Annotated in this window: 17 protein-coding genes; 9 read left to right on the top strand and 8 right to left on the bottom strand. The window is 71.8% G+C overall.

Translation table 11 applies throughout. The features are described from left to right. Positions 1 to 4: 4 nt before the first annotated feature. The gene (locus tag AC07DF_RS30355) at positions 5 to 1,273 is read right to left on the bottom strand and encodes a glycoside hydrolase 5 family protein (protein ID WP_478978384.1); all 1,269 of its coding nucleotides are present in this window, start codon (positions 1,271 to 1,273) and stop codon (positions 5 to 7) included. An 18-nt stretch (positions 1,274 to 1,291) separates the two neighbouring features. On the opposite strand from AC07DF_RS30355, the gene AC07DF_RS30350 reads away from it, so the two are divergent. After that, positions 1,292 to 2,473, top strand: a complete 1,182-nt coding sequence (locus AC07DF_RS30350) for an N-acetylglucosamine kinase (RefSeq protein ID WP_478978381.1) — start codon at positions 1,292 to 1,294, stop codon at positions 2,471 to 2,473. Continuing rightward, positions 2,470 to 4,770 (top strand): glycoside hydrolase family 3 N-terminal domain-containing protein, encoded by a 2,301-nt coding sequence (locus tag AC07DF_RS30345; protein ID WP_478978378.1) that lies wholly within the window; start codon positions 2,470 to 2,472, stop codon positions 4,768 to 4,770. Before AC07DF_RS30350 ends, AC07DF_RS30345 begins: the two co-directional genes overlap by 4 nt. Here AC07DF_RS30345 and AC07DF_RS30340 read toward each other — a convergent pair. From AC07DF_RS30340 to AC07DF_RS30315, 6 genes are all read right to left on the bottom strand, one after another. Beyond that, positions 4,734 to 5,612: a carbohydrate ABC transporter permease gene (locus AC07DF_RS30340; RefSeq protein ID WP_478978375.1), complete on the bottom strand. Its 879-nt coding sequence runs from the start codon at positions 5,610 to 5,612 to the stop codon at positions 4,734 to 4,736. The genes AC07DF_RS30345 and AC07DF_RS30340 overlap by 37 nt on opposite strands. After that, positions 5,609 to 6,649: a carbohydrate ABC transporter permease gene (locus AC07DF_RS30335; protein ID WP_478978372.1), complete on the bottom strand. Its 1,041-nt coding sequence runs from the start codon at positions 6,647 to 6,649 to the stop codon at positions 5,609 to 5,611. The genes AC07DF_RS30340 and AC07DF_RS30335 overlap by 4 nt, the downstream gene beginning before the upstream one ends. Before the next feature lie 2 nt (positions 6,650 to 6,651). Continuing rightward, positions 6,652 to 8,025, bottom strand: a complete 1,374-nt coding sequence (locus AC07DF_RS30330; protein WP_478978369.1) for an ABC transporter substrate-binding protein — start codon at positions 8,023 to 8,025, stop codon at positions 6,652 to 6,654. A 114-nt stretch (positions 8,026 to 8,139) separates the two neighbouring features. Then, positions 8,140 to 8,541: a hypothetical protein gene (locus tag AC07DF_RS30325; RefSeq protein ID WP_478978366.1), complete on the bottom strand. Its 402-nt coding sequence runs from the start codon at positions 8,539 to 8,541 to the stop codon at positions 8,140 to 8,142. 248 nt (positions 8,542 to 8,789) lie between these two features. Continuing rightward, on the bottom strand, positions 8,790 to 12,998 hold the full coding sequence (locus AC07DF_RS30320; RefSeq protein ID WP_478978363.1) for a glycoside hydrolase family 38 N-terminal domain-containing protein: 4,209 nt from the start codon (positions 12,996 to 12,998) through the stop codon (positions 8,790 to 8,792). A 150-nt stretch (positions 12,999 to 13,148) separates the two neighbouring features. Continuing rightward, on the bottom strand, positions 13,149 to 14,033 hold the full coding sequence (locus AC07DF_RS30315; RefSeq protein WP_478978360.1) for a MurR/RpiR family transcriptional regulator: 885 nt from the start codon (positions 14,031 to 14,033) through the stop codon (positions 13,149 to 13,151). Between the two features lie 121 nt (positions 14,034 to 14,154). Between AC07DF_RS30315 and AC07DF_RS30310 the strand changes: the two genes are divergently transcribed. Next, positions 14,155 to 14,919 carry a sugar isomerase domain-containing protein gene (locus AC07DF_RS30310; RefSeq protein ID WP_478978357.1) on the top strand — a complete coding sequence of 255 codons (765 nt, stop codon included), beginning with the start codon at positions 14,155 to 14,157 and terminating at the stop codon, positions 14,917 to 14,919. 55 nt (positions 14,920 to 14,974) lie between these two features. On the opposite strand, the gene AC07DF_RS30305 is transcribed toward AC07DF_RS30310, so the two are convergent. Continuing rightward, positions 14,975 to 18,076 (bottom strand): beta-N-acetylglucosaminidase domain-containing protein, encoded by a 3,102-nt coding sequence (locus AC07DF_RS30305; RefSeq protein WP_478978354.1) that lies wholly within the window; start codon positions 18,074 to 18,076, stop codon positions 14,975 to 14,977. 239 nt (positions 18,077 to 18,315) lie between these two features. On the opposite strand from AC07DF_RS30305, the gene AC07DF_RS30300 reads away from it, so the two are divergent. The 6 genes from AC07DF_RS30300 (at position 18,316) to AC07DF_RS30275 (ending at position 25,739) form a co-directional block, all read left to right on the top strand. After that, positions 18,316 to 19,374, top strand: coding sequence for a LacI family DNA-binding transcriptional regulator (locus AC07DF_RS30300; RefSeq protein WP_478978351.1), 1,059 nt, complete (start codon positions 18,316 to 18,318; stop codon positions 19,372 to 19,374). A 24-nt stretch (positions 19,375 to 19,398) separates the two neighbouring features. After that, positions 19,399 to 20,748, top strand: a complete 1,350-nt coding sequence (locus tag AC07DF_RS30295) for an ABC transporter substrate-binding protein (RefSeq protein WP_478978348.1) — start codon at positions 19,399 to 19,401, stop codon at positions 20,746 to 20,748. 78 nt (positions 20,749 to 20,826) lie between these two features. After that, a complete protein-coding gene (locus AC07DF_RS30290) occupies positions 20,827 to 21,768 on the top strand; it encodes a carbohydrate ABC transporter permease (RefSeq protein WP_478978345.1) in 942 nt (313 codons plus the stop codon). Continuing rightward, on the top strand, positions 21,765 to 22,583 hold the full coding sequence (locus tag AC07DF_RS30285) for a carbohydrate ABC transporter permease (RefSeq protein ID WP_478978342.1): 819 nt from the start codon (positions 21,765 to 21,767) through the stop codon (positions 22,581 to 22,583). Before AC07DF_RS30290 ends, AC07DF_RS30285 begins: the two co-directional genes overlap by 4 nt. A gap of 30 nt (positions 22,584 to 22,613) precedes the next feature. Then, a complete protein-coding gene (locus AC07DF_RS30280; RefSeq protein WP_478978339.1) occupies positions 22,614 to 24,674 on the top strand; it encodes a beta-galactosidase in 2,061 nt (686 codons plus the stop codon). Between the two features lie 126 nt (positions 24,675 to 24,800). Continuing rightward, positions 24,801 to 25,739 carry a Dyp-type peroxidase gene (locus tag AC07DF_RS30275; RefSeq protein ID WP_478978336.1) on the top strand — a complete coding sequence of 313 codons (939 nt, stop codon included), beginning with the start codon at positions 24,801 to 24,803 and terminating at the stop codon, positions 25,737 to 25,739. The last annotated feature ends 4 nt before the right edge of the window (positions 25,740 to 25,743 follow it).

Raw genomic sequence — 25,743 nt, 5'->3', positions numbered from 1 at the left:
GGGCTCACGGCACGGGTACGACCTCCTTGATGCCGCGCGCCGCGAGGTACGCGGCGTCGTCCGCCCGCCCCGCCAGGACCACCGCCGGGTGGACGCCCTGCGCGCGCAGGGCCATCCACGCGTCGAAGTACGCGCCTCCCGGGCCGGAGACGGAGCGGGTGGACGGCGTGCAGTCCAGGACCAGGGCCGTGTCGCGGGGCCGGGCGGGGTGGTGCCCCGCGCGCACCTCGGCGACGGTCTCGGCCAGGGCCGTGGCGATCGGCTTGGCGTCGCCCCGCGCGTCGAACAGGCCCAGCGTGTACTCCAGTTCCGGGTAGTCGGCGAGAGACCGGTCCACGTCGTGGGAGCACCACCAGGTCACGCCCCACAGCCCCTCGCACCCGGCCGCGTTCCGCACGGTCGCCCGCGCGAAGTCCGGGGCGTCCGCCGCCGGGATATGGGGTTCCGGGGCGCCCGTCTCCTGGACCCAGACCGGGCGGGCCGGATCCTCGGCGTAGGCCTTGGCGAGCTCCGTGCCGTACTCGGCGAGGTGCAGCACCTGGGGGGAGCGGGGGCCGTAGCGGCGGGCGCAGTCGCCGGAGAACACCCAGGGGTGGACGGTGGTGACATCGCCCTTGCGAGCCGAGGCCTCGGGGGTGAAGGGGTGGTCGTCGCCGTACCAGGCCGCGTCGTAGGCGGAGTGGGTCGCGAGCCGGTCCGGGGGCAGATGCTCACGGGTGGCGGCCAGCAGGGTGTCGAGGTAGTGGTCCACCTCGTCCGCGGTCACCGGATTGTGTTCGACCAGGTTGTTCAGCTCGTTGCCGAGCTGGAGGCCGAGGAGGTTGGGACGGCCCGCGAGGGCGCGGCCGAGGGTCCGCATCAGCTCGGCCTGGGCGGCGACGGCCTCCGGGTCGGTGAAGACATTGCGGTGGTGCCAGCTGCGCGTCCACTCCGGGTAGAAGTCGAAGCTGGACAGATGGCCCTGCACGCCGTCGACGAGGACGTCGAGACCGGCCTCGGCCGCCAGGTCGACCAGGTGCGCGAGCTGGTCCACGGCGGCGGGGCGGATGAGTGTGCGGTTGGGCTGGAGGAGCGGCCACAGGTGGAAGACCCGGACGTGGTCGAGGCCGAGCGCGGCGATCTGGTCCAGGTCCTCGCGGGCGTGCCCCGGATCGAAGTCGTGCCAGGCGTGGAACCAGCCGCGGCGGGGCGTGTAGTTGACGCCGAAGCGGAGCGTGGGGATGGGATCCTCCTCGGGTCGAGCACCCAGATCCCTTGCTCTGGGTGAATGCATCAATCACCATAGTCGGCGATGGGTAATGAATTGAACCAGGAGCGTCAAGGCGGCCCGTCCTTGGTGGTCGGCCTCGACGCGGGCGGCACACGGACCCGGGCGGTCGTGGCGGCCGCCGCGGACGGACGTCCGCTGGGTGAGGGTTCCGCCGGGCCGGGCAACGCCCTGACCGTCCCGGTGCCGCAGCTCACCGAGCATCTCGCCGAGGCCGTCGGACAGGCCGTGCCCGAGGCCCTCCGTGCCCGGGTCGTGGCCGTGGCCGGCGGTTTCGCGGGCGCGACGGACGCCGCCGCAGACGAACCGGGGCGGCGCAACGCCCTGGCCGCCCTCACCGCCGCCTTGCGTCACCTGGGCATCGACGCCGGCCCGCCCGTCATCGGCAGCGACATCGAGGCGGCCTTCGCCTCCGCCCCGGGCGCCCCGGCCGACGGTCTCGCCCTGGTCGCCGGCACGGGCGCGGTCGCCATGCGCATCACCGGCCGCCGCGGCACCGCCACCGTGGACGGCGACGGCTGGCTCCTCGGCGACGACGGCAGTGGCTTCTGGATCGGCCGCGCGGCGGTCCGGGCCGCACTGCGGATGGCCGACGGGAGGGGCGCGCCGACCGTGCTGGCGAAGACGGTGGGGCGAGAACTCGGGGTGCCGGGCGAGGTGCTGCCCGGCGGAGCGGCCGGGGGCGTCGCCGGCGGCGTGGTGCGAAGGCTGTCCCCCGACGTGGTCCGGGGCGTCGCGGAGGGGGCGTCGCGTGACGAGGCGGTCCCGTCGCCCGCGAGCGGGCCGACCCGGCCGGCCGGGGCCGGTTCCCCGGCCGACCGGCGCCCCCTCCCGCCCCACGACGACACCCCCTGGTCCCGCCCCCACCGCGAGGCCTACCGCAGACACGTGCTCCCCGCCGTCATGGCCGAGCCCCCCATCCGCCTCGCGCGACTCGCGCCCCTGGTCGCCGAGGCGGCCGAGGACGCCGTCGCCCTGGCCATCCTGGACGAGGCAGCCGACCAACTCGCCGACGCGGTGAGGGCGTTGGACCCACGCCCAGGAGAGCGGGTCGTGGCCACCGGAGGCCTGCTCGGGCCCGACGGACCGCTCACCTCGCGCCTGGAAGCCCGCCTCCACACCCTCGGCCTGACCCTCGACTGGGTCCCCGACGGCCGCCTGGGCGCCGTGGCCCTGGCCCGGCTCGCCCACCAGGGCCGTACATGACCGCCACACAGCAGGGCACGCCCCCGTACCGCGACGCCACCGCCCCGGTCGACGACCGCGTCCGTGACCTGATCGCACGCATGACCCCGCGAGAGAAGGTTGGACAGCTCAACCAGCGGATGTACGGCTGGGACGCCTACCGCCGCACCCCCGACGGCGGCTTCGAACTCACCGACACCCTCCGCGCCGAGACCGAGCGCTTCGCCGGACTCGGGGCCCTGTACGGGCTGCTGCGCGCCGACGCCTGGTCGGGTGTCGGCCACACCACCGGATCAGGCGCCGGGGACGGAGCGGAACTGGCCCACCTCGTCCAGCGGCATGTCGTCGAGCACAGCAGGCTCGGCATCCCGGCCCTGCTCGTCGAGGAGGTGCCGCACGGGCACATGGCCCTCGACGGCACGGTCCTGCCCGTCAACCTGGCCGTCGGCGCCGGCTGGGACCCCGGGCTCTACGAACGGGCCGCCGCCCACGCCGCCGCCGAACTGCGTGCCCGGGGCGGCCACGTCGCCCTGGTCCCGGCCCTGGACATCGCCCGGGATCCGCGCTGGGGCCGGACCGAGGAGTGCTTCGGCGAGGACCCGTACCTGGCCGCCCGGCTCACCGAGGCGCTCGTACGCGGCATGCAGGGGGAGCGGGGACCGGACGGGGCGTTCGCCCCGGACAAGGCCCCCGTCGTCCTCAAGCACTTCGCCGGGCAGGGCGCCACCGTCGGCGGCCGCAACTCCGCCGAGTCCGAAATCGGTCTCCGCGAGCTGCACGAGATCCACCTCCCCGCCGCGCACGCCGGTGTCCGCGCCGGGGCCGCCGCCGTCATGGCCGCCTACAACGAGGTCGACGGGATGCCCTGCTGCGGCAACCGCGCCATGCTCACCGGACTGCTGCGCCACCGCTGGGGCTTCGACGGACTCGTCATGGCGGACGGACTGGCCGTGGACCGGCTGGCCCGCGTCACCGGGGACAAGGTCTCCGCCGGTGCCCTCGCCCTCGACGCCGGGGTCGACCTCAGCCTGTGGGACGAGGGCTTCACTCATCTGGAGGAGGCGGTCGAACGGGGGCTGGTGAGCGAGGAGGCCCTGGATCGGGCGGTCGCCCGGGTGCTACGGCTCAAGTTCCGCCTGGGTCTCTTCGAACAGCCCTACAGCGCCGGCCCGTTCCCGGACCCCGCCGTCGGACGCGACCTGAGCACCGCACTCGCCCGTGCCGCCGTCACCCTCCTCCACAACGAGCAAGGCGTGCTGCCCCTGTCGACCGGCTCCCGTATCGCCCTCCTGGGGCCGCACGCCGGCACCGTCGCCCACCAACTGGGCGACTACACCGCCCCGCAACGCCCCGATACGGGGATCAGCGTCCTCGACGCGCTCCGGCGAACCGGCGTCGACGTACGCCACGCCAAGGGCTGTGCCCTCACCGGCGACGACCTCTCCGGCATCCCCGGGGCGATCGCCGAGGCCGCCGCATCCGACATCGCCGTGCTCGTGCTGGGCGGGAGCAGCGCCCGTACGCCCGGCACGGAGTTCGACGCCAACGGCGCCGCGCGCACCGTCGTGTCCGAGATGACCTGCGGAGAGGGCGTCGACCTGGCCGGGCTCCGGCTCGGCGCGGCCCAGCACGCCCTGCTCGACGCGGTCACGGCGACCGGCACACCCACCGTCGTCGTCCTCGTCCAGGGCCGCCCGCACGCCGTCCCCGAGGCCGCCGAACGGGCCGCCGCCCTGGTCACCGCCTGGTATCCGGGCCCCTGGGGAGGCCAGGCGATCGCGGACGTGCTGCTCGGACGGGCCGAGCCCGTCGGCCGGCTGCCCGTCTCCGTACCGCGCTCGGCGGGTCAACTGCCCGTCCACTACAACCACAAGGACACCGAGTACGGCGGCTACGCCGACGAGAGCGCCGAGCCGCTGTACTCCTTCGGGCACGGGCTGTCGTACACGAGCTTCGCCTACGGGCCGCCACGGCTGTCGGGGCGGACCGTCGAGGTCGACGTCACCAACACCGGGGAACGGCACGGCCTTACCGTCGCGCAGTTGTACCTGCGCCGGCTCGTCACGCCGGTCTGGCCGCGCGCACTGGAACTCCGGGGCTTTCAGGCCGTCGATCTGGAGCCGGGAGAGTGCCGTACGGTCGCGTTCGATCTCGGGCCCGGCCGACTCGCCCAGGTGGGCGCCGACCTGGAGACGGCGGTCCTGCCCGGCACGGTCGAGATCCGCGTCGCGGAGTCGGCGCGCCGGGCCCTGACCGCCGTACCGGTCGGGCTCCGGGTCGGTCAGAGCTTCACGGCACCGGACGAGACGCCCTTGTAGAACCACCGCTGGGTGATGACGAACAGCACCAGCACCGGGATCACGGAGATCACCGAGCCGGCCATCACCATCCGCTGGTCGTAGCCGAACGAGGAGCTCTGCAGCCGGGCGAGACCGAGCGTCAGTGTGAAGTGCTCCTCCGAGCGCAGCACGATCAGCGGCCACAGGAAGTCGTCCCAGGCGCTGATGAAGGTGTTGATGGTGACGACGAGGATCGCGCCGTAGGCGGAGGGCAGATACAGATGGCGGAAGCGTTTCCACTCGCCCGCCCCGTCCAGCATCGCCGCGTCCTCGATCTCGCGCGGCACGGCGAGGAACGCGGCCCGCATGATGAGGACGTTGATCGCGGCGACGAAGCCGGGCAGCCAGACACCCGCCAGATGGTCGACCAGGCCCATGTCCCGGATGCTGAGGAACAGCGACACCATGATCGACTCGAAGGGGAACATCATGGACGCCATCAGCACCACCCAGACCAGCTTGCGGCCCTTCCAGCCGGGCTTGGAGAGCATGTAGCCGGCCAGGGTGGAGAAGACGAGCTGGCTGGTGACGGACAGCGCGACGATCACCAGGCTGTTCCCGATGTACGTCCACACCGGGACCTGGTCGAAGATCTCCCGGTAGGCCCGCAGGGTCGGGTGGTGGGGGATCAGCGAGGCACCGGCGCCGAAGACGTCCTCGCCCGCGCCCTTGAGGGACGACAGCAACTGCCACAGCAGCGGGCCGACGGTGATGAAGAGGACGAACACCAGCAGCAGATAGCGGACGACCAGTTCGCGCGGCCGGCCGTAGTCCCGCCAGCGGGGCATCACACGGCGGCGCTTGTCGACGGCGGTCGTCATGCCTCGTCCTCCTTCGTCAGGCGCTGGGCGAGCAGTGTGAGGCCCAGGGTCAGGGCGAACAGGGCGACGCTGACGGCGGCGCCGTAGCCGGCGTTGCCGGTGAGCGGGTCGAGGCCGACGTCGCGGATGTAGAAGGGCAGCGTGCGGTCCGCGCCGCCGGGGCCGCCGGTGGAACCGCCCAGCATGTAGATCTCGGTGAAGACCCTGAGGGAGCCGATGCCGGTCAGGGTGCCGACCAGCATCATCGAGGTGCGGACGCCGGGCACGGTGACGTGCCAGAAGCGGCGCACCACGCCCGCACCGTCCACGGCCGCCGCCTCGTGCAGTTCCCTGGGCACGTTCCCGAGGGCGGCCAGGTAGAAGATCATGTACCAGCCGAGGCCCTTCCACAGCGTCAGCCCCATCGCCGACAGCAGGATCAGCCACGAGTCCGACAGGAACGGGATGGCGTCCCGGACGATGTGGCCCTTCTGCAGCCAGGTGTTGACCAGTCCCTGGTCGCTCAGCAGCCACTGCCAACTCAGGCCCACGACCACGCTGGAGGCGAGCACCGGCGTGTAGAAGGCGGAGCGGAAGAAGCCGATGCCCGGCAGGTTCTTCTCCACGAGGATCGCGAGCAGCAGCGGCAGCAGCACCATCAGCGGGACGACGATCAGCGCGTACAGCACACTGTTGCGGGTGGCCAGCCAGAAGTCCGGATCGCCCAGCATCCGGCGGTAGTTGTCCAGGCCGACGAGGTTGTACGCCCCGCCGAGCGGCTTGGCGTCGGTGAAGGAGACGAGGACCGTGTTGAGGAACGGGAAGACCCCGAACACGGTCGCGCCGATGATCGCCGGGGCCATCCACAGCCAGGGCAGCCACCAGCGGCGGTGGAGCGCCGCGCCCCCCGCGTCGGCGCTCGGGCCGGGCGTCACGAAGCGGAGGGCGCGGCGCAGGGGCCCCGGCGGCCGGGAGGAGAGGGAAGCGCCGCCGGGGCGCCGGGCGCCCGCACCCGGGGGAGCGGGGACGGGCGCCTGGTGGACGGTCGGTTGCGTCATCCTCAGCTGCCCTGCTCGATCAGCTGGTTCGCCTTGGACTGCGCCTCCTTCAGAGCGTCCTCGGCGCTCTTCTTGCCCTGCATGGCCAGCTGGATCTGGGCCGAGATGGCGTTCAGCTCGCCGGGCGTCAGGGCGATCTCGTCGGCCGTGGCGGTCTTGCGGTCACTGGCGACGATCTTGCGGGCCTCGGCGAAGGGGTCGTCGCCCTTGACCGACTGGAAGAACGGGTCGTTCAGGGAGGCCGTGGTGGAGGGGAAGATGACGACGTTCGGGTCCTTGGCCCAGGCGAGCTGGTTCTCGGCGTTCGTCAGGAACCGCGCGAAGGCCAGCGCGGTGGAGGCGTTCTTGCTGGTGGACGCGACGCCCACGTACTGCGGGGCGCCGACGGTGTGGCCGAGGGCGTCGAGCATGAAGGGGGCGACGCCGGTCTTCTTGTAGACGCTCGGGTTGTTCTGCTGGATGAACCGCAGGAAGTTGGGGTTGGTGGGCCCGTAGACGAGCTTGCCCTGGCCGTAGACGTTGGCCGGGTCCTGCGTGGAGGACAGGGAGTCCCTGGGCATGCCGCCGGCCTTGTAGAGCTTGGTCATGGCCTCGACCCACTGCGCGGTCTTCGGGTCGTCGGCGAAGGTGAACTTCTTGCCGTCGGCCGAGAGGACCTCGATGCCCATCTGCTGCCAGTCGGCGGGGATGCGCAGCTGCGGGTTGGCGAGGAACGCGTAGTACTTGCCGCCGGAGGCCTTGGCCACCTTCTCCGCGTCGTCGAACAGGCCGAGCACGGTCGTCGGAGGTTTGGCCGGGTCCAGGCCCGCCTTCTTCATCAGGTCGGTGTTGAAGGTCTGCACGATGCCGCCCGAGTACCAGGGCAGCACGCTGTGCACCTTCTTGCCGTCCGCGTCGGCGTACATGCTGGACTTCCACAGCGCGGGGGCGAACGGCTTGCCCGCGTCCGGTGCCTTGGTGTCCAGGTTCAGCAGGTAGCCGTTCTTCGTCAGCGCCACCGCCGTGTTGACGTTGATGTTCACCACGTCCGGCAGCGTGCAGCCCTGCGCGTCGGCGACCAGGCGCTGGGTGAAGGTGGCGTCGCCCGGGTCGTCGATCCAGTTGACCTCGGTGCCGGGGTGCGCCTTCTCGAAGGCGTCGATGACGCCGTTGAAGTACTTCCCGAAGTCCTTCTTCAGGTTGGTGGTCTGGAACGTGATCTTTCCCTTGGCCTCGCCGGAGAGCTTGCCGGAACCGACGTTGCCCTTGTCGACCTTGCAGCCGCCGGCGGTGGCGTCACCACCGTCGGAACCACCGCCGGACAGGCCGCAGCCGGCTGCCGTCAGGGTCAGGACGACCAGACAGGTCAGGGATCCGGTGAGTCTTCTTGCGCGCATTGCTGCCCTCCTGGGACCAGTCGTCGCTGGATCGAGTCGCTGGATCAAATCACCAAGTCGGACTTCGATTGATGAAAATGTGGACCAGAATTCATCGGAGGTCAATGGTTTTGCTCAGTGGTGGTGTTCGTGATCCTGGTGCGTGGGATCGCCGGGGTGTTCGTAACCCTCGGCGTACTCGACGCCCGCCCGGGCCTCGTCGAGCCAGGTGAAGAAGGCGCGGTGGGCTGCGGCTTGGCGCAGTTCGCTTTCGATGCCGTGGCGTACCTGCCCGTACGGATGGATGTCCGAGGCTGCTGGTACGTCGTAGGGGTCGACACCGCGGCGTAGGGCATCGGGGGTGAGGAAGCGGTCCCGGTTGCGGTCGTAGTAGTCGCGTACGGCCGCCTCGGGGATGTCCTGCTCGTCCTTCAGTTCGGTGAGCAGGGTTCGGGCGGCGGGGGAGTGGGTGAGGGCCGCCGCGATGATGCTGCCGAGGGTCGCGACGTCGGGTTCGGGGACGTTCAGCAGGTGCATCGGGAGTGCGTCGGGCGGTGGGGGGAGACCTCGTTCTGCGCAGGCGCGGCGGGCGAGTTCGTCTGCGATGACCACCTGGGTTGCCCAGCGCCGTTGTTGGCGGTGTCGTCTTGCTTGTGCCGCTGCGTCGTGGCTGGTCGCGCAGTTCCCCGCGCCCCCAAAGGGCGATGTACCGCCCCCACTCAGGAATGCAGCCACGCGTTCCCTCGGGATCGCTTCGCCCCGGACGCGTGCCGCGTGATCTCCCGTCATGGCGTCACCACCAGCTCCACGGCCCTCGTGTACGCCACGCAGCCGTGCCAGGCCGTCTTCGCCAGCAGCCAGTACGAACCCGGCGGTATCGCGGTGCCGTCGACCTCGATCACGGACTCGGTCTGCTGCCCGCCGGGGACGGTGAAGCCCTGGCTGCCGGGGGTGACGCCGGGCCAGGTGCCCCAGGAGGAGACGGCCCAGAGGGTGCCGTTGACGGGGCCCTGGGTGGGGTTGCGCAGGGTCACGGGGACTCGGGCCCGTTCCCCTCGGCGGACGGTCACCCGCTCGGCTCCCAGATCCGTCACCAGAGTCGGGCCCGTGTGGCCGTCCGGGACGTCCAGGGCCACCACGTCCTCGTACGTCTGGCCGCCGTACGACAGCCGGGCGGCGAGCCAGTGGCGGCCGGGGGCGGGTTCCGGGGGTGGGGTCACCGTGATGTCCGTGAGGGTGAAGCCGCCGGGGGCGAGGGTGCAGGGGAGTTCGGCGGGGTCGGTGGTCCAGCCGGGCGGGGTCTCGAAGGTCACCGTGCCCGACACCGGGGCGTCGGTGAATTCCGACGAGACCCGGACGGTCGCGGTGACCGGGCCGTCGGCGGTGAGGGTGGCGGGGGAGAGGTAGACCGCTACGGGCATGTTGCCGCGTGGGGCGGGGCCGCAGTTGTGCAGCCAGTAGCGGGTGGCGATCGGCTGGGCGGGCTCGTGGGCGTCGATGCCCGGCCCGGAGGCGAGGTCCGGCGCGTGGGCCGGGGTGGCCAGGATCGTGGCGACCTCGAAGCCGGTCAGGCCGGCCTCGAGAACGCCGTCCGTGTCCGGGGTGAGGGGCTCCCCGGGCGTCTCCAGGACGTCGGCGCGGGTGCCCGCCGACCAGGGGACCGGTCCGGTCAGCCGGACCCGCACCGGGCGCCCGTCGGCCTCGTGCACGCGGGCGACGACGCCCTGCCCCGGGTCCACGGGCACCGAGCTGCCACGGGCCAGCGGGGAGCCGGCCGGTTTGAGCGCGTCGAGCAGTACCTCGCCGTCCGATTCCAGGCCCAGCAGAGCGACGTCCCTCGGGAGGGCGCCCGAGGAGCGACGGAGCCGTGCCGTCAGCGGGCGGTTGTACGCGTGCCCGGCCTGGGGCAGGCGCAGTTCACGCCAGTCGCCCGGGCCCGCGACGACGGCGTACTCGAAGGTGTGCGACCAGCGCTGGAGCTGGAAGCCCGAGCCGTCGGGGGCGGTCCGGCGCGGTGGGTCCACCCAGATCCCGGACGGCCAGCCGGTGCAGGAGCGCATCAGGGACATGTACAGGTCGCCGGCGGAGGTCACCACACAGCCGGGCGTGCCCCGGTTGAGGACGGCGAAGCCGCGTCCGTCCCAGGAGTCACCGGGCGGCAGGGCCTCGCCGCCACCGGCGGCCGTGGCCGTCAGCGTGAAGTCGTCCAGGTCGGCGACGAGCGCGTCGACCGCCTTGGCGTCGTCCTCCGGGCGGGCGCCCGCCACCACGAGCAGCGGCAGACGTTCCAGGTCGCGCAGGTCGGCCCCGGGGATCCACTCCTCGCGCAGCGAGGCGCGCGGCGCGACCCAGACGGCGGCCACGCCCCGCTCGGCGAGCTGACGCCTGAGTTCCCGCCCGGCCGCCGGGTCCCAGCCGAGCGCCTCGGCGACCACGGCGTTGCGGTCGGGTCCGCCGACGGCGATCCGGATGTCGGGGAGGTTGGAGTCGACCTCCAGGTCGCCGTAGCGGGGCCCGCCCGCGATGGTCGAGGTCGCCGTGACCCCGGCCCGGACCAGGGCCGCCGCGAGCGGGGCCCCGAGGTCGCCCGCCATGTCCCAGTCGGTGTACACGAGTTCGGCGACACCGATCGAGCGGTGCCCGAGGAGAGTGCCGGACTCGTCGTGCACCGCGACCCGTGCGGTGGAGCCGAGGCCGAACCAGGTGTTCGCCGGGTTGTCCAGCGTCCACGGGAACCGCTCGCTGTCCACCTCCACGAACCCGAACCCGCGCCCGATCACCGCGTCCGCCACCTCGTGCACCGGCAGCCCGCCCCGTACGTCCGACGGCCAGCGCACCCGGATCAGCCGGTCGGCGCCGTCGTACCCGTCGAGGGTCGTGCTGACGTCCAGCCGGTCGACGCCCTGCCACAGCGTCAGGCGCTGGGTGTAGCGGATGAGGCCGAGGTCGGCGGTGACGGTGATCCGGGAACCGGCGGCGGAGTGCTCGGCGCGCACCTCGGCGGTCACGTCCCCGCTGCGGGCGGCGGTCGTGCCGGTCGGGGTGAGGTGCCAGGGACCCTCACCGAAGCGCGGGTGCCTCGGGTACTCCTCCTGGACGACGATCTCGTTGCCGATGTCCCCGGGCCGCAGCAGCTCCCGGCCGCCCTCGGTCATCGCGCGCAGACCGCTGACGCCACCGCCGCGTGCCGGGTCGACCGTCACCTCGTAGAACTCGTTGCGGATGGTCAGGCCTTCGGCGGGTTCCCAGCCGGGGACCGTCCCCTCGGCGAGCGGGAGCGCCTTGAGGCCCATGCCGGGCACCTCCGGGACGACGACGTGCAGGCGGCCGTCCTCGCGGACCGCGGGGAGCCCCCGCGGGACGAGGCCCGGGTCGTCGACCGTCAGCACGTCCCGCCGTGCCCAGGTCGCGGAGTTGAACACGACCAGGTCGGGGCCGTCGCCGGGGGCCACCTGGTCGGCCAGGGCCTGGGTCGCGTCGGCGTGCACGCTCACGGACAGGTCGTGCAGCTCCCGCCAGCCGGTCATCAGGTCGATGTACACCTGGTCCGACTCCGAGCCGGTGATGGCGTCGTGGTGGGCGCCGTAGACGAGCTGCCGCCAGGCCTTGTCCAGGGCCGCGTCCGGATAGGGACGCCCGGTGACGAGCGAGGCGAGCGTCGCCCAGGCCTCGGCGTCGGCGAGGAGCGTCTCGCCGTATCGCTGGGCCTGCTTGGTGTCGATGTAGGAGACGTCCTTGCCGGTGTAGACCGGGTTCATGTCGCGAGTCTGGGGCGATGCCTTGCGGCCCTCCGCCTCCAGCTCCGCGCGGACGGCGGTGAAGAAGTCCTGGGGGATCGCGCTGATGAACCGCGGCCACACGTACCGGGCGTTCCAGTCGCGGTGGATGTCCATGACCCAGCGGCACGGCGGCGCGTAGTCCCCGCCCACCGGCAGCAGCACGTTGCGCGTGAGCGCGACCTGCTTGAGCCGCTGGAAGAGCTTGTACGCGGCGGCGTTCGCCTCCGGCAGGGTGGGCGGGTTGTCGATCGCCCAGCCGGCGCCGTAGTGGTTGACCATGTAGGCGGTCAGCAGGCCGCGCCCCGACGGGGCGATCCAGTCGAACTCGGCCGGGAACTGCATCCGGCCCGGGTCCCTCGGCTCCTCGCCGAACACCGACAGCGTCGGCCCCCACTGGTGGAACGGCCCGCGCGCCCACGAACTGGAGCTGACCCCCGCGTCCGCCATCAGCCCGGGGAACTGCGGGTCGTGCCCGAAGGCGTCCAGCTGCCAGGCCGTCTCGGGCGAGGCCCCGATGATCCCGCGCTGGAAGCCGTCGCCGTACAGGGCGTTGCGCACGGTCGCCTCGGCGCCGGTGAGGTTGGTGTTGGGCTCGTTGTAGGTGCCGCCCATGATCTCGACGCGGCCGGTGCGGATGAGCTGCCGCAGGAAGGCGCGCTCCTCCGGGAAGGCGTCCCAGTAGGGCTTGAGGTAGTCGACCTCGGCGAGCACGAAGGTGTACGCCGGGTCGCGGCGGGCCAGGTCGCAGTGGGCCCGGACCAGGCTCATGCCGGACTGGCCACGCGAGTCGAAGGTGCGGGCGGGCAGGCCGCTCGTCGCCGGGTCGTCGGCGACGTCCCAGGTCTCGGTGTAGGCGCCCTGGGTGTTCCACCAGACGGGGTCGTAGTGGAAGTGGCTGACCATGAACATGGTCCAGCCGGGCTCGGCCGCCGTGAACGCACCGGTGCGGGTGGTGACTTCGGCCCCGTCCCTGGCGGTGACGGTGATCTCGCGGCGGTCGCCGGGGACCAGGTCCTCGCCGGTGACGGGTATCTCGGCGCGCACGGTGCCGTCCTCGCCGACGGTGGTCTCCGTGGTGCCGCTGAGGCCCAGGCCCTCGACGCTGAGCCGGACGGTACGGCCCGGGGCGTGGCTCAGCTCGACGGCCACCACTTGGCGCGGCTGTTCGGTGGTCCCGGTGAAGAGCTCGGTGGACTCGACAGAGGTGACGCGCATGGGACTCCTACGAGTGCTCTGGGGGGAGCCCCATCCTGCACGGCAGGAATGATTCAAACAACCATCATCACGTCAACTTGGTGGTTCATCCATGCACCCTCGGCCATGCTCGCCGAGCCTCGCGCCCCCCTCGGCCATGCTCACCCGCGCTCACCTGCCCCGGCGGGACTTCACCGCGTGCTGCCCGGCGATGTGGTCGGTCAGCGCCAGCGAGGCGCTCGCGCGCTGGTAGGAGAGCTGGGCGACCCGGACGTACAGGCAGTCGATGAGCACCAGCGCGCTGTGCCGGGCACCGATGCTGCCGGTGCGGAAACTGGTCTCCGAGGACGAGGAGACGAGCCGGACGTCGGCGGCCCGGGCGAGCGGCGAGCGTGTGTCGGCGGTGATCGCGATGGTGGTGGCCCCGCGCTCCTTGGCCAGTTCGAACGGCTCGATGGTCTCGCGCGTCGCCCCGGAGTGGGAGATGCCGATCGCCACGTCGGCGGGGGTGAGCAGGGCGGCGGAGGTGGTCGCGGCGTGCACCTCGGTCCAGCCGCGCACCGCGCAGCCGATCCGGAACAGCCGGGTCTCGGTCTCCTGGGCCACGGCCCCGCTGCCGCCGACGCCGTAGACGTCGATGCGCCGGGCCCGGGCGGTGGCCTGTGCCGCGCGCTCGACCGCGTCGAGGTCGATCCGCTCGATGGTCTGCTGCACCGCCCGCAGGTCCGCGCTGCCGACGACCTGCACGACCCGCTCCAGGCTGTCGTCCGGCGAGATGTCCGGGCCGATCTCGGCGGTCCCCCAGTCGGAGACCTCGCCCCGGCCGCGCTCCTGGGCCAGTTCGATCAGCAGGTGCTGGTAGGAATCCAGTCCGATGGCCCGGCAGAAGCGGGTCACCGTCGCCTGGGAGGTGCCGGTGCGGCGGCCCAGCTCGGCGGCCGAGCAGTGGGTGACGGCGGCCGGATCCTCCAGGATCAGCTCGCCGACCTTCCGCAGGGAGCCCGCCAGCCGGGGCAGCTCGGTGCGGATCAGTGTGGTGACGTCCGTGGGAGGCATGGGGAGAAGGTATCAGCCACCCTTCGCTGCATGACTTGAATACCAGGACCCGATATGGTTTATGGATTCATCGATGGAGAAGTATAGGGTGGTTCAATCCATCAGTGGGGAGTGTGGTCGCGTGTCTGTCGAGTCTGTGAGCGCCCAGGGGTTCGCGCGGGAGAGCCTCGCCGCCCTCCGGCAGGTCATCGAGTCCGCCCGCGACGATGTGGCCGCCGCCGCCGACCTGGTCGCCGAGTGTGTGCGCGCGGACGGGGTCGTCCACGCCTTCGGCACAGGCCACTCGCAGGCCCTCGTCCTCGAACTCGCCGGCCGCGCCGGCGGACTGGTCCCCACCAACCGGCTGAGCATCGCCGACCTCGTCCTCTACGGCGGCGAGAACCCGTCCGTCCTCGACGACCCGCTCCTCGAACGGCAGCCCGGGGTGGCGCGGCGGATCTACGACCTCGCCGCCCCGAACCCCCAGGACCTGTTCGTCGTCATCTCCAACTCCGGCGTCAACAACGTCATCGTGGAGATGGCCCTGCACGCCAAGGAGCACGGCCACCGCGTCCTGGCCCTCACCTCCCTCGCCCACACCCGGGCCGTCCCCGCCGCCCATCCCAGCGGGCGGAAGCTGGCCGACATCGCCGACGTCGTCCTCGACAACGCGGCCCCGCGCGGCGACTCCCTGCTCGAACTGCCCGGCGGCGGCTCGGTCTGCGCCCTGTCCACGCTCACCGGCGTGATGCTGGTGCAGATGACCGTCGCCGAGGCCGCCGGCCGCCTCCTCGCCGCCGGCGAACGCCCCCCGGTCTATGTCTCGGCCAATGTGCCCGGCGGCTTCGAGGGCAACCTGGAGCTGGAGAAGAAGTACGCGGGCCGGATCCGCCGCACCGCGAGCTGAACCGGACCGAAGGCGACGGCCGGGGCCCCTCGACGGGACCCCGGCCGTTCCCGTCTCACTTCACGGGTACCGGCGTCAGTGCGACGGCCAGCGGATACGCGCCGGTCCTCAGCGGTGCCCCGACGGCACCGGACGCCGTGTCGACGGGGACCAGGGCGCCCGTGTCGGCGGTGGTGACGTACGCCGTGCCGCCGTTCCAGTCCAGGGCGACGTCGAAGGCGGACCTGCCGACCGTCACCGTCCTGCCGGGGGCGCCGGTGACCGTGTCGAGGGGCGTGACGGTGTCGCCGGTGCTGGGGCTGACCCACAGGGTCCGGCCGTCGGGTGACAGGGCGAGACCGTAGGCCTGGCCCGAGACCAGGAGGGTCGGCTTGGCGTCGTTCGTGGCCGTGTCGATCGGAGTGACCGTCGAGCCACCGGAGTTGGACACGTACACCGTCTTCCCGTCCGGGGCGGCCACGATGTTGAAGGGGCTCGGACCGACGGGGACGGCGGCAGCGGCCTTCCGGGTGGCCAGGTCGACCGGGGTGACGGTGTTGTCCGCGATGTTGGGCACGTAGAGCGTCCGGCCGTCGGGTGTGATCGCCATGTTCTCCGGCCCGTTGCCGACCTCGACGGGCGCTCCCGGAGTGAGGGAGGCCGTGTCGACGGGCTGGACCGTGCCGTCCGAGTAGTTGGCGACCCAGAGGGTGCGGCCGTCCGGGGTGAGCGCGAGCCCGGCGGGGACCTTGCCGACCGGGACCGTGGCGGTGACCTTGGCCTGTGCCACGTCGATCACGCTGACCGTGTTCGAGCCCTGGTTGGCGGCGTAGGCGGTGCGTCCGTCCGCGCTCGTCACCACCTCGCCGGGGTTGTTGCCCACGGCGATGTTCGTGGTCTTCTTCGAGGACAGATCGACGGAACTGACCGATGCCCCGCTGAAGTCGGCCGTCAGCGCCCTCGACGAGCCGGTGCCGTCGGTGACCTGGACCGGGAGCGCACGGTCGAGTACGCCCTCGCCCGCCACCCCGACGGACCGCACCCCGGCACTCGCGTTCTCCCCGGCCGTGACGGTGACCGTCGCGGACGCGCTGCCCCCGGCCGGGACGGTCGCGGTGCCCTCGGCGGGCGAGACGGTGACACCGTCGGGGGTGGTCAGCTTCCACGCCACCGTCCGGGCGGCGGTGGCGTCCGCGTCGGAGAAGGAGAGCGTGATCTTCGCGGAACCGCCCGGCTTCAGGCTGACGGAACCGGGCGCGAAGGCCGCGTCCACACCCGGGTCGGGCGCGTTCTCGATCATCGCCGTGTACAGGAACTGGTCCATCACGCCCGGGGACACCTGCTGGGGGATCGCGTCGAGCTCCTTGCGCTGTGACCTGAGCCGGTTCCAGTACGTGCTGACCGCGTCGGAGTCACCGTGCTTGCCCGCCAGCAGCAGGTCCACGGTTGTGCGCCCCGCGCCGCCGTACCGGCCGAGCTTGTCCAGCCAGGCCGAGGTCTCCTCCAGGAACCCGGGGTTGTCGAGGCGGGCCCGGAGTTCACGGGGCGTGGCCGTCATGTCGGCGAAGTACGACCGGAGCGCCGCGGCGGCACGGTCGAGGCCGGAGTCCTCGTCATACTCCTTGCGGAAGTTGGCGATCAGGGCGCTCAGCGTCGGGGACTCGGTCGGGTCGAGCTGGGACGAGTAGTTGTTCTCGGCGAAGATCCGCAGCCACTTGGCGGCGTCCGGCCCCGCGAGGTCGCGGACGGAGGCGAGGAACGCGGCACGGGGATCGTAGGAGTCCGGGTTCCACAGATAGGCGGCGGAGGTGAACAGCGCGAGCCGGCTCGCCTCGCCCTGGACCATCGGGTTGGCGGTCACCCCGGTCGCCGCCTTCGCCACGCCGGGCTCGCGGCCGGTGTAGGGGCCGAGCAGCAGGCGGCTGGTGACGTAGTCGTTCACCGGGTAGTTGTCCCAGACCAGGATCGGATGGCCGTACACCTCACGGGCCTTGGCGACCTGGTCGGCGGTGATGGTGGGGGCGATCACGCCGACACCGGTCCACTCCACGACCACCGACGGGTCAAGCTTCTCCCGGAGCGCCTTCTTGTAGGGGGAGTCGGCGAGGTCGGAGTACTCGGTGGGCACCATCTCCAGGGGGTGCAGGCCGGGGTGGCCGGCCGAGAAGTCCTTCCAGACCTCGTTGAGCAGATGCGTCTGCGCCGCCCCCGCCGCACCGCCGCCCGTGCCGAACTCCTTCTCGTCGGCCGGGCAGTTCCACTTGGTGTAACTGATGTCGTCCAGCGGGATCGCGAAGGAGCGCACTCCGATGGCGTACAGGGAGTCGAACTTGCGGGTGAGCGCCTCGATGTCGGCGTCCGAGGAGTAGCAGACGGACAGCCCGGGGGAGAGGGCGTAGGTGAAGCGGACGTGGTTGGCGTCGGCCCGGTCGACCAACTCCCCGAGCCGTGCCAGTTCGGCGGGCGGGTACTCCTCGCGCCACTGGGCGCGCAGGTAGGGGTCGTCCTTCGGGGAGTAGACGTAGACGTTCTGTTTGGTGCGGCCGTAGAAGTCGAGCTGGTTCAGCCGCTCGGAGTGCGACCAGGGGGTGCCGTAGAAGCCCTCGATCACACCGCGCAGGGCGGCCGTGGGCCAGTCCCGGACGGTCACCACGGGCACGGTCCTCGTGACCAGTTGGCGCAGGGTCTGTGTGGCGTAGAAGGTGCCGGTGCGGTCGGTGCCGGACAGGGCGAGGAGGGTGCGGCCGTCCGCGCGGCCGGAGGCGAGGACGTAGCCGCCGGAGGGCAGTCCGGCGGGGGAGGGGACCTTGAGGCGCTTCAGCGCCGAGGCCGTGGCGGTGTTCTCCTTCGGGCCGCCGAGGAAGACGGTGAACCCGGCCTTCGCGGGCGGCTTGTCGACCGTCACGATCCGCTTGGCTCCGGCGTCGCGCAGGACGCTCTCGACGACCCGCCGGGCCGAGGGGTCGGTCCCGCGCCCGACGACCGCCACGACCCGGTCGGGGACCGTGAGCCGGCCGGGCCCCGCGTGCAGGCTCTGCGGCCGCGGCCACACCTGGGGCAGGGCGCTCTTCGAGGGCTCGTCCGGTGCGGCGGCCGCGGGCGGCACGGGGGTGAACGTGAGACCCAGTGCCAACAGCACTGCGGCGGTGGGAAGTCTGAGGCGAGTGGCTGGGAACACGGATTCTCCTTCCCGAGGGAGGGGTGAAGGGAGAGGTGAATGGAGCCACCGAGTGATGCTAGAGATGCTGAATCAAGCAATCAATCAATGGGGCGTCGGAGATCGTCTACGCCCGGGGCATTGACGCCGGCCGTCCGTGCTCCCACACTGGCCTGACTACGTAGTCAAGCTCGCTCTCGCCATCCTGATGCCGCGACTGACTACGTAGTCCACGCCCGTGCCACCCCCTGGGAGTCCTCATGACCACGACCGGAGCCGAAGGCGGCCGTCGCCGTCGTGGTCCCGGCATGACCGAGGTCGCACGGGCCGCCGGGGTGTCGCAGAAGACCGTCTCGCGGGTCGTCAACGGCGAGCCGCATGTGAGCCCCGAGGTGCGCGACCGCGTCCTGAGGGTCATCCGCGAACTGGACTACCGTCCCAACACCGCGGCCCGGGCCCTGCTCCTCGGCCGCTACCGGCGGATCGGCGTGGTCTCGCTGGGCAGTTCGCTCTACGGCCCGTCGACCCTGCTCATCGCCCTGGAGCGGGCGATGCAGCGCGCCGGGTACTCCGTCGCTCTGGCCAGCACCCTGGAGGGGCAGAAGGTCTCGGTCGCCGTGGACGCGCTGCTGGAGCAGGGCGTGGACGGGATCGTGCTGTCCGAGCCCATCGACGACGGCACGCCGCTCAGGCTCAGCGCCGATGTGCCGGTGGTCAGCGTCGGCGAGGGCGTGGAACTCGCCCGGGGCACCTGTGCCGTGGTCGGCGGCGACGGCATCGCGGCCGCCCGGATCGCCACCGAGCATCTGCTGTCCCTGGGCCACCGCACCGTCTGGCACCTGCCCGGCCCACAGGACTGGTGGGCCGCCCGCGACCGTCTGCGCGGCTGGCGTGAGGCCCTCGCCGCCGCCGGCGCGCCCGAACCGCCCCTGCCGTCACCCGGCGACTGGAGCCCGGCCTCCGGGTACGCCGCCGGACGGCAGCTCGCCGGACTCTGTGATGTGACGGCCGTGTTCGCCGCCAACGACGACATGGCCATCGGCGCCCTGCGCGCGTTCGCCGACGCGGGCCGCGCCGTCCCCGGCGACGTGAGCGTCGTCGGCTACGACGACATCCCCGCCGCCGCCTATCTCTCCCCGCCGCTGACCACCGTCCGGCAGAACTTCGCCGCCGTCGCCGACCGCGCCGTCGACGTACTGATCGCCCTGATCGAGGGCCGCCCGGCACCGGCCGAACCCGCCGACCAGGCGGTCGAGTTGACCGTACGGGCCTCCACCGGCCCGGTACGCGACCCGGGGCCCGCGCTTCCCCCCCCGTAGCCCGCACCACGTGAGGAGTCACGTGTGTACACCCCACCGTCCCCTGCCCCTGCGACCCGCCGCGCTCTGTTGCGCGGAGCCCTCGGCCTCGGTACGGCCGCCGCACTCTCCGCCTGCGGACAGGGCGACACGACGCCCCGCACCTCCGGCGACGTCACCCTCTCCCTGTGGACCCACGACCCGGGCTACGAGGCGTTCTTCGTGAAAGGCGTCCCGGAGGCCGACCGGGCCACCGACTTCCGCTACCACCTGAAGGTCACCCGCTCCGGGCCCCCGGACATCGTCACCAAGCTGCTCGCCCAGGCCGTCGCCGGACGCGGCACACCCGACATGGTGGGCTTCGAGATCGGCAGCTTCCCGCGCATGCTGCGCGGCGACATCGCCGAGCGGCTGCTGCACGACTTCACGCCCGACATCGAGGCCGTGCCCGGCCTGAAAAACGATCTGCTGCCCGCCCGTACCGCCCCCTTCAGCAGGGACGGCCGTGTCTACGCCTTCGACTCGGACACCCCGATGGTCGTGTACTTCTACCGCGAGGACCTCTTCGACGAGTACGGGCTGCTCCGAGGCGACCAGACCTGGGAGGAGTTCGCCGAGGACGGCGCCCGGGTGTACCGGGATCACAAGGCCTCGATGTGCGTCGTCTCCACGGTGGGCAGCGACCCGGGCCAGGTCGTGCAGTCCTTCCAGATGCTGCTCTACCAGCGCGGCGGTGAGTTCTTCGACGCCGACGGGAAGCTGCGGCTCGACTCGCCGGAGGCCGAGGAGGTGCTGCGGTTCCTCTGCGAGGGGCTGCGCAGCGGGTTCGTCATCGACGTGGCCGACTACTACGGGGCCGCCATGCAGACCGCGCTGAAACAGGGCCGGGTGATCGGGCTGCCCATGGCGATCTGGTACAAGAACTACGGCCTGTTGCCCAATGTGCCGGAGCAGAAGGGCAAGTGGCGGGTGCGGGCGCTGCCGCGCTTCGCGGCCGGGGGTGGGGTGACCGCCGCGCTCGGCGGCACGGGCTTCGGCGTCGTCAAGGACAAGGCCGCCACCCGGGCGGCGACGGAGTTCCTGTTCAAGACCTGGCTCACCCACGACGGCCAGGTGCGGCGGTTCACCGAGACGGGGTATCTGCCGACGCGGCGGTCCGTGTACGAGGATCCGCGGCTGGGGGCGTACAAGGACGACTTCTGCGGGGGGCAGCGGCTTTTCGGGCTGTATCGCTCGCTGCTGCCGGATGTGCCGCCGTTTCATCAAAGTCCCGACCAGTCGATTCTCTACGACGTTCTCGCGGGGAATCTGCTGCGGGCGTATCGCGGGGATGTGACTCCGCGGCAGGCGTTGCGACAGACCGCGGAGGACTTTCGTGACCAGGCCGGGCGGTAGTTCGGCCGCGGCGCCGTTGTGGCTTGTCGCGCAGTTCCCCGCGCCCCTTCCGGGGCGCTGTTCAGGAGGTCCTCCATCATGACTACCGCCCTAGCCGGTCCGAGTCGACCCACCCGTGAGGGCGTCGGGGAGACGGACACAGGGCGCCGCCCGAAGCGGTCCTGGGCGCCCTACCTCTTCATCTCGCCCTTCTATCTTCTCTACGTCCTGTTCATGCTGGTCCCGATCGGTGTATCGGTGTGGCTGAGTCTCACCGAGTGGGTGGGGCTCGGGACCCCGCACTGGGTGGGGCCGCGGAACTACCGGCTGCTCGCCACGGACATAAGTTTTCACCGGGCCCTCGGGAACACCGCCGTCTTCGTACTGGTCGCGGTCTGTGTCGTCGTGCCGCTCGCGCTGCTGATCGCCCAGGCGCTCAACGCCAGGGGGCTCAGGGCACGTGACCTGTGGCGGACGGCCTACTTCGTGCCGATCGTCGTGTCCCCGATCCTCGTCGCCCTGGTCTTCGGCCTGATCTTCGACCGGCAGTTCGGGCTCGCCAACGCGGTGCTGCGGGCGCTGTTCGGCACCGGCGGCGTCGACTGGCTCGGAGACCCGTCCATGGCCAAGGTGAGCATCGCCCTGGTCATGCTGTGGCGCTGGACCGGTTACCTCACCGTCTTCTTCCTCGCCGGGCTCCAGAACGTGCCCCGGGAGCTGTACGAGGCCGCCGCGATCGACGGGGCCGGGCGGCTGCGCACCTTCACCACCGTCACCCTGCCGGCGCTGAAGCCGGTGACGGCGTTCGTCGTCGTCACGTCCTTCATCTGCGCGGCCCAGATCTTCGAGGAGCCGTATCTGCTCACCGGCGGCGGACCGGCCGAATCCACCCTCTCGGTGACCATGTTCATCTACCGGGCCGCCTTCCAGCGCCAGCAGTTCGGCTACGCCGCCGCCGCGGCCGTCGTCCTCTTCGTCCTCGTCTTCGGCCTCAGCCGGCTCGTCAACCGTCTCCTCGGCATCGGGAGGGCCGCCTCGTGAAACGCGCCCGTCTGCCGCTCTACGGCGTCCTGGTCCTGCTGTTCGTGGGGTTCCTCGCCCCGCTGGTGTGGGCGCTGAGCGGCTCGTTCAAGCCACGCGGCGAGATCTTCGGCTACCCGCCGAAACTCCTCCCGGACCCCTTCACCCTGGACAACTACCGCACCCTGCTCACCGAGCAGCCCTTCGGCCGCTGGTTCCTGATGAGCACGGTCGTCGCCGTCGTCGCCACCATGGTGTCCGTCTTCGTCTGCGCGCTCGCCGGGTACGGCTTCGCCAAGTTCCGGTTCGCCGGGAAACGGCTGCTGTTCGACGTCATGTTCAGCTCGCTGTCGATCCCCTTCGCGGTGATCCTGGTGCCGCTGTTCGTGATCCTGGTGAAGACCGGGCTCGGCAGCCCGTGGTTCGCGCTGATCGTGCCCTGGGTGGCGCCCGCGTTCGGGATCTTCATGATGCAGCAGTACATCGTGCAGTCCATTCCGGACTCGGTGCTGGAGGCCGCCCGGATCGACGGGGCGAGCGAGTTCGGCATCTTCCGGACCATCGTGCTGCCCCTGCTGCGGCCCTCACTGGGCGCCCTGGCCGTCTGGCAGTTCCTGCAGAGCTACAACAGCTTCCTGTGGCCGCTGGTGCTGGTCTCCGACAGCTCCCAGTACACCCTGCCGCTGGGTCTGCAGACCCTGTTCGTGTCGGAGCAACGGCAGTACGACCTCGTGCTCGCCGGAGCCGTCCTCGCCGTCCTGCCTGCCGTCGCCCTCTTCGTGCTGCTGCGCAAGCAGCTCCTCGAAGGCCTGTCCACGGGCGCCGTGAAGGGCTGACCGGCCCCTCAACTCATCCGAAGGAGAAGCATGTTCGAGCTGCCCCGACGCGTCCTGTTCGGTGCCGCCTACTACCACGAGTACCAGCCGTACGAGCGCCTCAAGGACGACCTCGACCTGATGGCCGAGGCCCGCTTCACGGTGATCCGCGTCGGCGAGTCGGTCTGGTCCACCTGGGAGCCCGAGAACGGCCGCTTCGACCTCGACTGGCTCCAGCCGGTCCTGGACGGCGCGCACGAGCGGGGCATCTCCGTGATCCTCGGGACACCGACGTACGCGGTGCCGCCGTGGCTGGCCCGGCAGTACCCGGAGATCGCCGGCGAGTCCCGCACGGGTGAGCGCCTCGGCTGGGGCGCCCGGCAGGAGGTCGACTTCACCCACCCCGCGTTCCGCTTCCACGCCGAGCGCGTCATCCGCAAGGTCGTCGGCCGCTACGCCGACCACCAGGCGGTCATCGGCTTCCAGGTGGACAACGAACCGGGTCTGCATCTCTTCCACAACCACGGCGTCTTCCAGCGCTTCACCGACGAACTGCGCGAGCGGTACGGCGACGTGGAGACCCTCAACCGCGAATGGGGCCTGGTCTACTGGTCCCACCGGCTGTCCACCTGGGCCGACCTGTGGACCCCGGACGGCAACGCCCAGCCGCAGTACGACCTGGCCTGGCGGCGCTTCCAGGCCCGGCTCACCACCGAGTTCATCGCCTGGCAGGCTGAGATCGTGCGCGAGTACGCCCGCCCCGGCCAGTTCGTCACGACCTGTATCTCCTACGACCGCCAGGGCGTCGAGGACGACCGGCTCACCGAGCGCCTCGACGTCACCGCGGGCAATCCCTACTACACGATGCAGGACGCCCTCGCCCTGCCCGACGTGGCCGGCGACGGGCAGCACTGGACGACCAACGGCACCTGGGCGCTGTACCGCAGCGCCGACCGCATGTACTCCTCCCGCCAGGAGCCCTACCTGGTCACCGAGACCAACGCGCAGGCCATCAGCGGGCCGTGGGACAACCGCCCCGCCTACGACGGCCAGTGGCGCCAGGCCGCCTGGGCGCTGATCTCCCGCGGCGCCTCGATGATCGAGTACTGGCACTGGCACACCCTGCACTTCGGCACCGAGACCTACTGGGGCGGCATCCTCCCGCACAACGGCAGGCCCGGCCGCGTCTATCGTGAACTGGCGGCGCTCGGCGCGGAGTTGGAGAAGGCCGGTGACCTGGTGTCGGCCCTCACCCCGGACGCCGACGTCGCCTTCCTGTACGACGGGCCCAGCAAGTGGGCGCTCAAGGGCCAGCCGCCGCTCGCCGACGCCGACGGAAACCCGGACGAGCGGTCGTACGAGACCGTCTTCGACGCCTTCTACCGCGGCGCCTTCGACGCGCGGCTCCAGGCACGCGTCCTGCATCCCGGGCAGCTCGCGGACGCCGACCTGCCGCCCCTTGTCGTCGTGCCCGCCTACTACGCCGCCGACGACTCGGTCCTCGACCGGCTCCGCGCCTACGCCGAGGCCGGCGGCCACCTCGTCCTCGGCCCGCGCACCGGCTACGGCGACACCGAGGCCAGGGCCCGCACCGACCTCCAGCCGGGACGCCTGGCCGAGGCGGCCGGGGTGACGTACGACGAGTTCAGCAACCTGCGCGACCCGCTGCCCGTCACCGGCACGGACTCCCTCCCCCTCCCGGCCGACGCGCACGCCCTGCACTGGGCGGACGGACTGCGGCCGCAGGGCGCCGAGACGCTGGCGGCGTACACGCATCCGCACTTCGGCCGCTGGCCCGCGATCACCACGCACCGCCACGGCGCCGGCCGCGTCACCTACGTCGGCACCGTGCCCGATCCCGTCTTCGCCCGGGCCCTGTTCGACCGGTACGCCCCGGACCGTGCCTGGCGCCCCGCCCACCCGAGCGTCACGGCCACCTCGGCGACCGCCCGGGACGGCCGCCGCGTGCGCTTCCTGCACAACTGGTCGTGGGACGAGGTGTCCGTGCCGGCGCCCGGGGCCGTGCGAGATGTGCTGTCGGAGACCGTGTACACGGACGCGGTGCCGCTCGGACCGTGGGACGTGAAGGTGCTTCAGGACGAGGCGCCTTAGCAACCGTCCTTTCCGGCCGGGGAGTTCCGGCCGCCTGTTCGCTGGGCATCGTGTCAGGGGCGTGGGCCGCGCCGCCCCGGAGGGGGAGCGGGCGGGCCCTGTCGGCCGGCGAAGGGATGGGAAGCCATGACGTCACCGCTGCCCCCGGGAGAGACGCTGTCGCAGCCGCTGCTGAACCCGCCGGCATCGGTCGCGGTGTTCCTGGTCGCCACGATCGAACCCGGCGGGGAGGCCGCCGTACGGGAGGCGCTCGGCTCCCTCGCGGGCCTGGTGCGGTCCGTCGGCTTCCCCAGCCCCGACGGCGGTCTCGGCTGTGTCGCCGGGGTCGGATCCCGGGCCTGGGGACGGCTGTTCGGCGATCCCAGGCCCGCCGAGCTGCACCCGTTCCGCGAGCTGGCCGGGCCCCGGCACCACGCCCCGGCCACCCCGGGCGACCTGTTCCTCCACATCAGGGCCGCCCGCACCGACCTGTGCTTCGCCCTCGCCGCCGAGCTGGTACGGCGGTTGCGCGGCGCGGTCACCGTGCGGGACGAGACACAGGCCTTCGCCTACTTCGACTCGCGCAACCTCCTCGGCTTCGTCGACGGCACCGAGAACCCCGTCGGCCAGCCCGCGGCCGACGCGGCACTGGTCGGCGAGGAGGATCCCGGCTTCCGCGGCGGCAGCTACGCGATCGTGCAGAAGTACCTGCACGACGTGGACGCGTGGGACGCCCTCGCCGTGGAGGCCCAGGAGAAGGTGATAGGCCGCACCAAGCTCACCAACCTCGAACTCGACGCGCCCGGCTCCCACAAGGACGTCAACACCGTCCTCGGCGGGGACGGCTCCGAGCAGAAGATCCTGCGCTCCGCGATGCCGTTCGGCAGGCCGGGGCACGGGGAGTTCGGCACGTACTTCGTCGCCTACGCGCGCACGCCCGGGATACCCGAGACGATGCTGCGCAAGATGTTCCTCGGCGAGCCGGGCTCGGGGCCCGACCCGCTGCTGGACTACTCACGGGCCGTCACCGGAAGCCTCTTCTTCGTGCCGCCGGCGGGATTCCTGGAGGACCTGCCGGAGGGGTGACGGG

Source organism: Streptomyces sp. NPDC044719, from assembly GCF_056433405.1.
This window is presented reverse-complemented; position numbering and strand designations above follow the sequence as displayed.